This window comes from Comamonas guangdongensis, assembly GCF_041079535.1.
Classification (GTDB): domain Bacteria; phylum Pseudomonadota; class Gammaproteobacteria; order Burkholderiales; family Burkholderiaceae_C; genus Comamonas; species Comamonas guangdongensis.
The window spans coordinates 58,421-70,528 of record NZ_JBFYGN010000019.1 but is presented as its reverse complement, the minus strand read 5'-3'; the positions used below and the strand labels follow the sequence as shown (position 1 = coordinate 70,528).

Annotated in this window: 9 protein-coding genes; all 9 read right to left on the bottom strand. The window is 64.3% G+C overall.

The genetic code is table 11. From position 1 onward, the window contains the following. Positions 1–6: 6 nt before the first annotated feature. The 9 genes from lapB to gyrA all read right to left on the bottom strand — a co-directional run bounded on the left by lapB (position 7) and on the right by gyrA (position 12,042). The gene (gene lapB / locus AB6724_RS15820; RefSeq protein ID WP_369339487.1) at positions 7–1,164 is read right to left on the bottom strand and encodes a lipopolysaccharide assembly protein LapB; all 1,158 of its coding nucleotides are present in this window, start codon (positions 1,162–1,164) and stop codon (positions 7–9) included. Then, complete coding sequence (locus tag AB6724_RS15815) at positions 1,154–1,492, bottom strand: LapA family protein (protein ID WP_369339486.1); 339 nt, start codon at positions 1,490–1,492, stop codon at positions 1,154–1,156. Before AB6724_RS15815 ends, lapB begins: the two co-directional genes overlap by 11 nt. 82 nt (positions 1,493–1,574) lie before the next feature. Continuing rightward, entirely contained in the window at positions 1,575–1,892 is a 318-nt protein-coding gene (locus AB6724_RS15810) for an integration host factor subunit beta (RefSeq protein ID WP_369339485.1), read from the bottom strand. 105 nt (positions 1,893–1,997) lie between these two features. Then, positions 1,998–3,680 (bottom strand): 30S ribosomal protein S1, encoded by a 1,683-nt coding sequence (gene rpsA, locus AB6724_RS15805; RefSeq protein ID WP_369339484.1) that lies wholly within the window; start codon positions 3,678–3,680, stop codon positions 1,998–2,000. Positions 3,681–3,865: 185 nt separating this feature from the next. Then, positions 3,866–5,926: a bifunctional 3-phosphoshikimate 1-carboxyvinyltransferase/cytidylate kinase gene (locus tag AB6724_RS15800; RefSeq protein WP_369339483.1), complete on the bottom strand. Its 2,061-nt coding sequence runs from the start codon at positions 5,924–5,926 to the stop codon at positions 3,866–3,868. An 88-nt stretch (positions 5,927–6,014) separates the two neighbouring features. Next, positions 6,015–6,917, bottom strand: a complete 903-nt coding sequence (locus AB6724_RS15795) for a prephenate dehydrogenase (RefSeq protein ID WP_369339482.1) — start codon at positions 6,915–6,917, stop codon at positions 6,015–6,017. Beyond that, on the bottom strand, positions 6,917–8,017 hold the full coding sequence (gene pheA, locus AB6724_RS15790) for a prephenate dehydratase (protein WP_369339481.1): 1,101 nt from the start codon (positions 8,015–8,017) through the stop codon (positions 6,917–6,919). The genes AB6724_RS15795 and pheA overlap by 1 nt, the downstream gene beginning before the upstream one ends. A gap of 121 nt (positions 8,018–8,138) precedes the next feature. Beyond that, positions 8,139–9,248 carry a 3-phosphoserine/phosphohydroxythreonine transaminase gene (serC, locus tag AB6724_RS15785; protein ID WP_369339480.1) on the bottom strand — a complete coding sequence of 370 codons (1,110 nt, stop codon included), beginning with the start codon at positions 9,246–9,248 and terminating at the stop codon, positions 8,139–8,141. Between the two features lie 100 nt (positions 9,249–9,348). Continuing rightward, on the bottom strand, positions 9,349–12,042 hold the full coding sequence (gene gyrA, locus AB6724_RS15780) for a DNA gyrase subunit A (protein WP_369339479.1): 2,694 nt from the start codon (positions 12,040–12,042) through the stop codon (positions 9,349–9,351). Positions 12,043–12,108 lie beyond the last annotated feature (66 nt).

The following is a 12,108-nucleotide window of genomic DNA, read 5'->3' as shown; positions in this document are numbered from 1 at the left end:
GTCGGTCTAAAGCTCTTCCACCCTGCGGGCCGGATAGCTGTCCCAGCTCTGGCAGCCGGGGCAGTGCCAGAAATGCGTGCGGGCCTCGAAGCCGCAGGCCGCGCAGCGATAGCGTGTCAGAGGCTTGGCGGCGTGGTCCAGCGCTTTTTGCACCGCGCCATGGTATTGCTCTTCGGTCAGGGTTTCGCCCGCCAGCCACTGGGCGGCCGCGACCAGCGAGGGCTCATGCTCGAGGTGCTGCACCAGGCGCGCGCGGCCGGCGGCCTCGGCGTCGCCGCTTTTCTTGTCCAGTGCCACCTGGGCCTGCAGCAGGTCCAGGGATGGCGCTTGCGCATAGTGGTGGGCGAGCAGGGCCTGGACCGCGGCGATCTCGCCGCTGGCGACCGCCGTTTCGACCAGCAGGCTGGCGGCCAGGGGCAGGGCGGCCGGGCTTTGCGCCGCCAGCTGCTGCAAGGTCTGCAAAGCCTGGGCCGATTGCCCCTGGCGGTGCTGCAACTGGGCCAGCTCCAGGCGTGGACGCGGAGCGTGGGGAGCGGTCTCCAGAGCCTGCTGCAGCCGGCTGCCGGCCGTGTCGAGCTGGCCGTGGGCGATCTGCGCTTGCGCGTCCTCGCACAGATAGTGAGCCAGGCGGGCGCTGAAGTCCCCCTGGTCTGCGGCCTGCATCTTGCGGGCAATGCTGGCCGCCTGAGTCCAGTCGCGGGAGCGCTCGTAGATGGCCAGCAGGGCCAGGCGCGCCTCGGCTTCGTATTGCGTGCCTTCAAGGCGGTGCAGCGATTCCTCGGCGCGGTCCAGCAGTCCGGCCTTGAGAAAGTCCTGCGCCAGCGCGTGCTGGGCGCGGTCGCGGTCCGGCCGCGAGAGGTCTGCGCGGCTGAGCAGATGCTCGTGCACGCGCACCGCACGGTTGTATTCGCCGCGGCGGCGGAACAGATTGCCCAGCGCAAAGTGCAGCTCGGTGGTGTCGGGGTCGTTCTGCACGGCCTCGATGAAGGCGTCGATGGCCTTGTCCTGCTGCTCGTTGAGCAGAAAGTTCAGTCCCTTGAAATAGGCCTTGGGCGCCTGGCGGTTGTCGGCGCGCACCTGGCGCAAGTCCCAGCGGGAGGCCAGCCAGCCCAGCACAAAAGCCATGGGCAGGCCCAGCAGGATCCAGGTCAGATTAAATTCCATGCACGTCGCTCGGCACAATGATCGGAGAGGTCGGAGCCGGGGCGGCGGCCACCGGCGCTGCTGCGCTGCTGTCGGCAGCTTCGGCCTGGCGGGCCTTGGCCGCACGCGCCTCGCGGGCCGCGGCACGGTGCTTCAGCCACCGTGGCACCATGCCCAGCACGCCGATGAACAGGCCCAGCGCAAAAGCCGTCAGCACCACCAGCACCAGAGGCGCCGTCCATGCCGTGCCGAAGAAAAAGTGCACGGTGGCGTCTTGCTGGTTGTTGAGTGCGAACGCAAACAGAGTGAAAAAAATGGCTGCCTTGAGCAGCCACAGCAGGTATTTCATGCTTTCCCTTGTGTGACGGGAAAGATTTTAGGCCAGCCCATGCCTCGGTCGGCAAATCGGCGCAAAAGGCGGCGGGTGCAGCTCAGGCAGCCTGGTCCTGCGTGGGGGGCGTGTCGGTCTTGAGATTGTCCACGGCTTCGCGCAAGGCCTTGCCGGGCTTGAAATGGGGTACGCGCTTGGAGGGCACCTGAACGGATTCTCCGCTGCGTGGGTTGCGGCCTATGCGAGGCGGGCGGTGATTGATGGCAAAGCTGCCAAAGCCACGGATCTCGATGCGGTGACCGCGCACCAGGGCATCGCTGACGGCATCCAGAATGGACTTGACGGCCTGCTCGGCATCGCGTTGGTTGAGTTGGCCAAATCGGGCAGCAAGTTCTTCGACGAGATCGGATCGGGTCATCGGATGGCGGAAACTAGGTTGGAAACAACAACGGGCGCACAGGGCGCCCGTTGTTTTTGACGCGTAGCGGTCAGTCAGGCGAGCCGACCGACCTGCTGACGTTGATTACTTGTCGGCGTCCAGCTTGGCGCGCAGCAGAGCACCCAGGCTGGTGGTGCCGGCGTTTTCCTTGGAGGACTGGGCGGACAGGGAAGCCATGGCTTCTTGCTGTTCGGCGTGGTCCTTTTGCTTGATGGACAGCTGGATGTTGCGGCTCTTGCGATCCACGTTCACCACCACGGCCGTCACTTCGTCGCCTTCCTTCAGCACCGAGCGAGCGTCTTCCACGCGGTCTTGCGAGATTTCGGAAGCGCGCAGGTAGCCAACGATGTCTTCGCCCAGGTCGATTTCAGCGCCCTTGGCGTCCACGGTCTTGACCTTGCCGGTCACGATCTGGCCCTTGTCGTTCACGGTCACGAAGGTCGTGAAGGGATCGCTGTCCAGTTGCTTGATGCCCAGGGAGATGCGCTCGCGCTCGACGTCCACGGCCAGCACGATGGCTTCGACTTCCTGGCCCTTCTTGTAGTTGCGCACGGCGGCTTCGCCGGCTTCGTTCCAAGACAGGTCGGACAGGTGCACCAGGCCGTCGATACCGGCAGCCAGACCCACGAACACGCCGAAGTCGGTGATGGACTTGATCGGACCCTTCACGCGGTCGCCGCGCTTGGTGTTCTGGGCGAATTCTTGCCAAGGGTTAGCCTTGCACTGCTTCATGCCCAGGGAGATGCGACGCTTGTCTTCGTCGATTTCCAGAACCATGACTTCCACTTCGTCGCCCAGGGACACGAGCTTGGTGGGAGCAATGTTCTTGTTGGTCCAGTCCATTTCGGAAACGTGCACCAGGCCTTCGATGCCGGGTTCCAGTTCCACGAAAGCGCCGTAGTCGGCAATGTTGGTGACCTTGCCGAACAGGCGGGTGCCGGAGGGGTAGCGGCGAGCCACGCCCATCCAGGGATCGTCGCCCATCTGCTTCAGGCCCAGGGACACGCGGTTCTTCTCGGTGTCGAACTTCAGGATCTTGGCCGTGATTTCCTGGCCGGCAGTCACCACTTCCGAGGGGTGACGCACGCGGCGCCATGCCATGTCGGTGATGTGCAGCAGGCCGTCGATGCCGCCCAGGTCCACGAACGCACCGTATTCAGTGATGTTCTTGACCACGCCCTGAACGATAGCGCCTTCCTTCAGGGTTTCCATCAGCTTGGCGCGCTCTTCGCCCATGGAGGCTTCCACCACAGCGCGACGCGACAGCACAACGTTGTTGCGCTTGCGGTCCAGCTTGATGACCTTGAATTCCATGGTCTTGTTTTCGTAGGGAGTCAGGTCCTTGATAGGACGTGTGTCGATCAGCGAACCAGGCAGGAATGCGCGGATGCCGTTGACCAGAACGGTCAGGCCGCCCTTGACCTTGCCGGAAGTGGTGCCGGTCACGAATTCGCCAGACTCCAGAGCCTTTTCCAGCGACAGCCAGGAAGCCAGACGCTTGGCGGTGTCGCGCGACAGGATGGTGTCGCCGTAGCCGTTTTCGATGGAGCCGATGGCCACGGACACGAAGTCGCCCACTTGGACTTCGACTTCGCCCTGGTCGTTCTTGAACTCGTCGAGAGGCACATAGGCTTCCGACTTCAGGCCAGCGTTCACCACCACGAAGTTGTGCTCAACGCGCACGACTTCAGCGGTGATAACTTCGCCAGGACGCATTTCGGTGCGTGTCAACGACTCTTCAAAAAGGGCGGCAAAAGATTCAGACATGTAGTTCCTTGACCGCAAACAGGTTTCCGGCAGCACCATCGCCACCGTTTTTATGACTGAATGCGGAGGGTTGCGGGTTTTGAGGCCCACGGGGTTAAAGGTTAACAACCTTGCTGCCGGCTCGCGATCTGCAAAAGCCTGACTTCAAGGGCCAACAAGTCAGCTGCGGGGCTGCGCCTGATAAATCAAGCGCGGCCAAACGGCTGGCGTTCCTGCCACCACGTCAGCACCTGGACGACCACTTCTTCAATGGTCATCTCGGAGCTGTCGAGTTGCAGAGAATCCTCGGCGGGCTTGAGCGGTGCGGTAGCGCGCTGCATGTCGCGCGCGTCACGCGCCTCAAGGTCTGCCAAAAGGGTGGATATATTAGCTGAAATCCCTTTGGAAATCAATTGTTTATATCGGCGCTCGGCGCGGCATTGGGCGGAGGCCCACAAATAGACCTTGAGCGGAGCGTGGGGAAAGATCACCGTGCCCATGTCGCGGCCGTCGGCCACCAGGCCTGGCAGCTGCTGGAAGGACAGCTGCAGGTCCACCAGCGCGGCGCGCACGGCCGGCAGTGCCGACACGCGCGAGGCGTTCATGCCGGCCTGCTCGGTGCGTATGGCCAGACTGATGTCTTCGTCGCCCAGCCACACGCGCTGGTCGGCGCCAAAGCGCACCGGCAGGTCCAGCGCCATCTCCGCAATCGTCTCTTCATTAGCTTCGTCGAGCTCCAGGCCCGCACGCGATGCGGCCAGGCCGGTGATGCGGTAGAGCGCGCCCGAGTCCAGCAGGTGGTAGCCCAGGGCCTCGGCCACGGCCGCGGCGATCGTGCCCTTGCCCGAGGCCGTGGGGCCGTCGATGCAGATCACGGGAATCTGCTGGCAGGCGCTCTGGCAGACCGAGAACAGGGTCTCGAAATAGTCGGGGAAGGTCTTGGCCACGCACTTGGGATCTTCTATGCGCAGCGGCAGCTTGGCCGGGTTGAAGGCGGCCAGGGAGAAGCACATGGCGACGCGGTGGTCGTCATAGGTGTGGATGCTGGCGGCTTTCCAGTCGGCCCTGGCGGCCGGGGGGGTGATGCGGATGAAATCCGCACCTTCCTCCACCGTGGCGCCGAGCTTGCGCAGCTCCGTCGCCATGGCCGCGATGCGGTCGGTTTCCTTGACGCGCCAGCTGGCGATATTGCGCAGCGTGGTCACGCCATCGGCGTAGAGCGCCATCACGCCCAGCGTCATGGCCGCATCGGGAATATGGTTGCAGTCCAGGTCTATGGCCTTGAGCGGCCAGCTGCCGCGCGAGACCTGCAGCCAGTTGGGGCCGTTTTCGACCTGGGCGCCCATGGCCTGGGCGGCCTCGATAAAGCGGATATCGCCTTGAATCGAGTCCCGGCCCACGCCCAGAATGCGGATGCTCTTGGGCTCGGCAGCGTTGTCGGCATCGGCCTCGTCGGCTGCACCTGTGGCGATCGCGCCCAGGGCGATGAAGTAGCTGGCAGACGATGCATCGGCTTCCACATGGATGGCGCCGGGCGACCGATAGCGGCTACCTGCGGGAATCACAAAGCGCTGCCAGTTGTCGTTCCGCACTTCGATGCCGAAGCGGGTCAGCAGCTCCAGCGTGATGTGGATATAGGGCTTGGAGATCAGCTCGCCCACGACTTCGATGGTGACGTCGCGGTCCTTGGCCAGCAAGGGCAGGGCCATCAGCAGTGAGGTCAGGAACTGGCTGGAGACATCGCCGCGCACCTGAATGGGCAGGCTGCTGAACTGGCTGAAATCGGGCGCGCCGATCTTGAGCGGCGGAAAGCCTTGATCGCGCAGATAGTCGATGCGGCAGCCCAGCTGGCGCAGCGCGTCGACGAGGTCGCCGATGGGGCGCTCGTACATGCGCGGCACGCCCGTCATCTCGAAGTTGCCGCCCAGCAAGGCCAGGGCCGCGGTCAGCGGGCGCATGGCCGTGCCCGCGTTGCCCAGGAACAGGGTGGCCGAGGTGCCGCCCGGCAACTGGCCGCCGATGCCCGTGACGGCTATGGCCTGGCCGGGCGTGACGCTGTCTGGCTTGATCTTGCAGCCCAGTTGCTTGAGCGCGGCCAGCATGACCTGCGTGTCGTCCGAATCCAGCAGGTCGTGGATGGTGGTCGTGCCCTGGCTCAGCGCGGCCAGCAGCAGCACGCGATTGGAGATGCTCTTGGAGCCCGGCAGACTGACGCAGCCATGGGCGGAGTCCAGTGCGGGCAGATCCAGAAATTCGGTGGTGAACATGACGCGATCCAGCGAGATTAAAAAGGGCAGGGCATTGGCGCTTGATGGCTAATGGCCATTGTCCTGCCTGGGTTCCAAGGTGAAAACCTCAGACTTTGGGGCTGCGTTTACCGCCCATGCTCCAGTCGGCACGCGCGGCACTGGCCAGGGTCAGCCGGTCCTGCAGACCTTGTCCGTCATTGGCCTGCATCAGCCCTTCGAGCTGCTCCAGTGCCTGGCGGAACTGGCGCGACTGGGCCAGCACCTGCTCTCGATTGGCCAGCAGCACATCGCGCCAGAGCTTGGGGTCGCCCGCGCCTATGCGCGTGAAGTCGCGAAACCCGGGGCCGGCCAGCGACAGCATCTCGTCGGCATTGGGCTGGCCCAGCACGCTCTGCATCATCGCAAACGCCAGCAGGTGGGGCAGGTGGCTGACGGTGGCGAGCGCACCGTCGTGCGCCTCGGGCGACATGGCCTTGACATTGCAGCCCAGGGCCTGCCACAGCGTCTGGGCTCTGGCCAGATGCGCGGTCAGCGTGCGCTCGGTGGGCGTCAGGATGACCTGGGCGCCCTGGTAGAGATTGACGTCGGCATGCTCGACGCCGGCCACTTCCTTGCCGGTGATGGGGTGGGCGGGCACAAAGCTGCCGATCTGGTCGCGCAGCGCCGAGCGTGCGGCCTGCACCACATCGACCTTGGTCGAGCCCACGTCCATGATCATCATCTGGGGCGTGACCAGATGCTTGATGGATTTGAGCGTGGCTTCGGTGGCGGCCACCGGCACGGCCAGCAGCACCAGGTCGGCGCCGGCCGCGGCCAGCAGGGCGGAGGGGGCTTCCACATCGATCACGCCGAGCTGGCGCGCGCGTTCGGTGGTCGAAGGCGATTTGCTGTAGCCGACCACACGCTTGACCAGACCGGCCTGCTTGAGTGCCAGGGCAAACGAGCCACCCATGAGGCCGCAGCCAATCAGGCCCAGCTGCTCGAAGGGCTGCAATTCCTGATCCGCCATCACTTGGCCACCGGGTAGGTACCCAGTACCTTGTAGAACGCGCACAGGCCGCGCAGTTCGTCCAGTGCCGCGGCCACATTGGCCTGGGCCGGGTGACCCTCGATATCGATGTAGAAGTAGTACTCCCACTGACCGGTGCGCGCGGGGCGCGACTCGAAGCGCGTCATGGAGACGCCATGCTTCTTGAGCGGTACCAGCAGATCGTGCACGGCGCCGGCCTTGTTGGGCACGGAGATGACCAGGCTGGTGCAGTCGTGGCCGCTGGGGGGGGTCGTGGCCAGCGTGTGCGGCAGGCAGATCACGGCAAAGCGCGTGCGGTTGTAGGCGTCGTCCTGAATCGCATGGCTGACGATGTGCAGGCCGAACTGCTGGGCCGCGCGTTCGCTGGCGATGCCGGCCCAGTTGGGGTGCAGGGCCGCCAGGCGTGCGCCTTCGGCATTGCTTTCCACGGGGCGGCGCTCGGCATGCGGCAGATGCTTGGACAGCCAGCCCTGGCACTGGGCCAGAGCCTGGGGGTGGGCGGCCACGACCTCCACGCCGTCCAGCGAGTTGCTGGTGCGCATGAGGTTGTGGCGGATCAGCATGCTGACCTCGCCGACCACATGGCAGGGCGTGTGCAGGAACATGTCCAGCGAGCGCGTGACCACGCCTTCGTTGGAGTTCTCCACGCCGACCACACCATACTGGGCGCTGCCCGCGGCCGTGGCGTGGAAGACTTCCTCGAAGCTGTTGCAGTACATCAGATCGGCCGCGCCGCCGAAGTACTGGATGGCTGCTTCTTCGCAGAAGGTGCCGGCCGGGCCGAGCACGGCCACGCGCTGCGGAGATTCCAGCGCTAGGCAGGCGGACATGATTTCGCGCCAGATGGCGGCCACATGCGCGCCCTTGAGCGGGCCGGGATTGTTGGACTTGATCTTCTCGATGACCTGGGCCACGCGGTCCGGGCGGAAGAAGGCCGAGCCTTCCAGTTTCTTGAGCTCACCCACCTGTTCGGCCACGCGGGCGCGCTGGTTGACCAGTTCCAGCAACTGGCGGTCCAGCGAGTCGATCTGATTGCGTAGCGTCAGCAGCTCGGGGCTGGCTTGGGGTTCTTGGCTCATGAATTCCTCAAATTTCGTAGCTGCTGGCGCTTGTCCAGTGACGACTTCAAACCAAAACCTTGGTGAAGTACTTGCAGATCAGGCGCTGGCAGCTCATCTCTTATAGGGTGACTGGCGGGGCTCAGGCCTGGCGCTGCTCGAAGTCCTGCATATAGGCGATCAGCGCCTGCACGCCGGCCAGGGGCATGGCGTTGTAGATGCTGGCACGCATGCCGCCCACGGACTTGTGGCCCTTGAGCTGCAGCAGGCCGGCCTGCTTGGCGCCGGCCAAGAAGGCGTCGTTGCGCGACTCGTCGCGCAGGAAGAACGGGATGTTCATGCGCGAGCGGCAGTTTTCGGCGACCTTGTTCACATAGAACGAGGACCGGTCCACATAGTCGTAGAACAGCTGGGCCTTGGCGATATTGCGCGCCTCCATGGCGGCCACGCCTGTCAGGCTGCCTTCGGTCTGGCGCTTGAGCCACTGGAAGGTCAGGCTCGCCATGTAAATGCCCCAGGTCGGCGGCGTGTTGTACATGCTGCCGTTGTCGGCCACGACACGATAGTCGAAGGCGCTGGGGCAGATGGGCAGGGCATGGCCCAGCAGATCCTCGCGCACGATGACGATGGTCAGGCCTGCGGGGCCGATGTTCTTCTGGGCACCGCCAAAAGCCAGGCCCACGCGGCTCCAGTCGATGGAGCGCGAGGCCACGTGCGAGGAAAAATCGATGACCAGCGGCGCGTCCGAGCCCAGGGCCTTGAGGTCGGGCAGCTCGTGGAACTCCACGCCGTGGATGGTCTCGTTGCTGCAGATATGCACATAGCTGGCTCCACGGCTCAACTGCCAGCTGCTGGCGGCGGGGATCGTGGTGTAGTCGCTGTCCTTGGCTGTCGCGGCCACATGGGCATCGCTGGCGTACTTGCCGGCTTCCTTGGCCGATTTCTGGCTCCAGCTGCCGGTGACCACAAAGTCCACCACGCCGGCGCGCGACAGATTCAGCGGCACGATGGCGTTCTCGGCAATGCCGCCGCCCTGCATGAACAGGATCTTGAAGTGGGCGGGCACGGCCAGCAGCTCGCGCAGATCGGCTTCGGCGGCCTCGTAAATGCTGATGAACTCCTTGCCGCGGTGGCTCATCTCCATCACGCCCATGCCGGAGCCATGCCAGTCGAGCATTTCGGCCGCAGCTTGCTGCAGCACTTCTTCAGGGATGGCGGCGGGGCCGGCGGAGAAGTTGTAGGGGCGGTTCATCGGATTTACGCTCAAAACATATGAAAGCGCTTGCAGAGCCTGCGCTTTCAACTATCAAAAAATGCGTCACGGGCGGCCCCGTGACGACTTGGTGTGTGGCTTATGCGGCGTTGCCGGAATCTTCGGCCGTGTCGCCGGCGGCTGGTTCGCCTTCGGCGCCGTCACCGCCGTCCGCGCTGTCGTTCGCATCGTTTTCCACGATGCGCTGCAGACCGATGAGCTTGGCGCCTGCGTCCAGGTTGATCAGCGTCACGCCCTGCGTGGCGCGGCCCAGCTCGCGGATTTCGGCGACGCGGGTGCGCACCAGCACGCCGGTATCGGTGATCAGCATGATCTCGTCCTCGGGCGCCACCAGGGTGGCAGCGACCACCTTGCCGTTGCGCTCGGACTGCTGGATCGCAATCATGCCCTTGGTGCCGCGGCCGTGGCGCGTGTATTCGCTGATTGCCGTGCGCTTGCCATAGCCGTTTTCGGTGGCGGTCAACACGCTTTGCGAGCCGGCCACCACGTTGCCCGAGCCGTCGTCGGCCTCGGCGACCAGCATGGCGATCACGTTCTGATGCTCTTCGATGTTCATGCCGCGCACGCCGCGCGCATTGCGGCCCATGGGGCGCACATCGTTCTCGTCGAAGCGCACGGCCTTGCCGCCGTCGCTGAACAGCATCACGTCATGCTTGCCGTCGGTCAGCGCCGCGCCGATCAGGTAGTCGCCTTCGTCCAGGCCCACGGCGATGATGCCGGCCTTGCGCGGGTTGCTGAACTCGGTCAGCGCCGTCTTCTTGACGGTGCCCATGCTGGTGGCCATGAAGACATAGTGATCTTCGGGGAAGCTGCGGTTGTCGCCCGTGAGCGGCAGCACCACGTTGATCTTCTCGCCGTCCTGCAGCGGGAACATGTTGACGATGGGGCGGCCACGCGAGCCGCGCGAGCCCGAGGGCACTTCCCAGACCTTGAGCCAGTACATGCGGCCGCGGTTGGAGAAGCACAGCAGATAGTCGTGCGTGTTGGCGATGAAGAGCTGGTCGATCCAGTCGTCTTCCTTGGTGGCCGTGGCCTGCTTGCCGCGACCGCCGCGCTTTTGCGAGCGGTACTCGCTCAAGGGCTGGCTCTTGATATAGCCGGTGTGCGAGAGCGTCACCACCATGTCGGTGGGCGTGATCAGGTCTTCGGTGGACAGGTCTTGCGCGCTGTACTCGACGGTGGAGCGGCGCTCGCCCTTCTTGTTCTGGCCGAACTCGGCCTTCAGGGCGCCCAGCTCTTCGCCGATGATGGTGGAGACGCGCGCGGGCTTGGCCAGGATGTCCAGCAGGTCTTCGATGACCGCCATGATGTCCTTGTACTCGGCCACGATTTTGTCCTGCTCCAGGCCGGTCAGGCGCTGCAGGCGCATTTGCAGGATTTCCTGGGCCTGGGTTTCCGACAGGCGGTACAGGCCGTCGCCCTGCATGCCGAATTCGACCTCCAGGCCTTCGGGACGGTAGTCGTCGGCATTGACCACACCGCCGTCCACGCGCGTGCGGGTCAGCATCTCGCGCACCAGCTTGCTGTCCCAGGACTTTTCCATCAGCGCGGCCTTGGCCACGGGTGGCGTGGGGGCGTTGCGGATGATGGCGATGAAATCGTCGATATTGGCCAGGGCCACGGCCAGGCCTTCGAGCACATGGCCGCGGTCACGCGCCTTGCGCAGCTCGAACACCGTGCGGCGCGTCACCACTTCGCGGCGGTGCTCCAGGAAGACCTGGATCAGGTCCTTGAGGTTGCACAGCTTGGGCTGGCCGTTGACCAGCGCCACCATATTCATGCCGAAGGTGTCCTGCAGCTGGGTCAGCTTGTACAGGTTGTTGAGCACCACCTCGGGCACTTCGCCGCGCTTGAGCTCGATCACCAGGCGCATGCCGGACTTGTCGGATTCGTCCTGGATATGGCTGATGCCCTCGATCTTCTTCTCGTGCACCAGCTCGGCCATGCGCTCCTGCAGCGTCTTCTTGTTGACCTGGTAGGGCAGCTCGTCAACGATGATGGACTGGCGCTGGCCGCGATCGATGTCCTCGAAATGGCATTTGGCGCGCATCACCACGCGGCCGCGGCCCGTGCGGTAGCCTTCTTTGACGCCGTTGATGCCGTAGATGATGCCCGCGGTCGGGAAGTCCGGCGCGGGGATGATCTCCATCAGCTCGTCGATCGAGGCCTGAGGGTTCTGCAGCATGTGCAGGCAGGCGTCAACCACCTCGTTGAGGTTGTGCGGTGGAATATTCGTGGCCATGCCCACCGCAATGCCCGAGGAGCCATTGACCAGCAGATTGGGCAGGCGCGTGGGCAATACCAGCGGTTCCTGCTCGGAGCCGTCGTAGTTGGGGCCGAAGTCCACGGTCTCCTTATCGATATCGGCCAGGGTTTCGTGGGCGATCTTGGAGAGGCGGATTTCCGTGTAACGCATGGCGGCGGCGCTGTCGCCGTCCACCGAGCCGAAGTTGCCCTGGCCGTCAACCAGCATGTGGCGCAGCGAGAAGTCCTGGGCCATGCGCACGATGGTGTCGTAGACCGCGCTGTCGCCGTGAGGGTGATATTTACCGATCACGTCACCGACGATACGGGCCGACTTCTTATAGGGCCGGTTCCAGTCGTTATTGAGTTCGTGCATGGCGTACAGAACGCGGCGGTGCACGGGCTTGAGGCCATCGCGCGCATCAGGAAGCGCCCGGCCCACGATCACGCTCATGGCGTAATCGAGATAACTGCGACGCATCTCCTCTTCAAGGCTGATGGGCAGAGTTTCTTTAGCAAACTGGGTCATGTCTAGCGATACTTTGACGGCTGGAAAACAACCATTTTAGGTCGAATGGCCTGTGGCAGCAGAGCA

Excerpts from the sequence above, each read along its gene's own strand:
- lapB (WP_369339487.1), bottom strand. The coding sequence starts at position 1,164 with ATGGAATTTAATCTGACCTGGATCCTGCTGGGCCTGCCCATGGCTTTT.
- AB6724_RS15815 (WP_369339486.1), bottom strand. The coding sequence starts at position 1,492 with ATGAAATACCTGCTGTGGCTGCTCAAGGCAGCCATTTTTTTCACTCTG.
- AB6724_RS15810 (WP_369339485.1), bottom strand. The coding sequence starts at position 1,892 with ATGACCCGATCCGATCTCGTCGAAGAACTTGCTGCCCGATTTGGCCAA.
- rpsA (WP_369339484.1), bottom strand. The coding sequence starts at position 3,680 with ATGTCTGAATCTTTTGCCGCCCTTTTTGAAGAGTCGTTGACACGCACC.
- AB6724_RS15800 (WP_369339483.1), bottom strand. The coding sequence starts at position 5,926 with ATGTTCACCACCGAATTTCTGGATCTGCCCGCACTGGACTCCGCCCAT.
- AB6724_RS15795 (WP_369339482.1), bottom strand. The coding sequence starts at position 6,917 with ATGGCGGATCAGGAATTGCAGCCCTTCGAGCAGCTGGGCCTGATTGGC.
- pheA (WP_369339481.1), bottom strand. The coding sequence starts at position 8,017 with ATGAGCCAAGAACCCCAAGCCAGCCCCGAGCTGCTGACGCTACGCAAT.
- serC (WP_369339480.1), bottom strand. The coding sequence starts at position 9,248 with ATGAACCGCCCCTACAACTTCTCCGCCGGCCCCGCCGCCATCCCTGAA.
- gyrA (WP_369339479.1), bottom strand. The coding sequence starts at position 12,042 with ATGACCCAGTTTGCTAAAGAAACTCTGCCCATCAGCCTTGAAGAGGAG.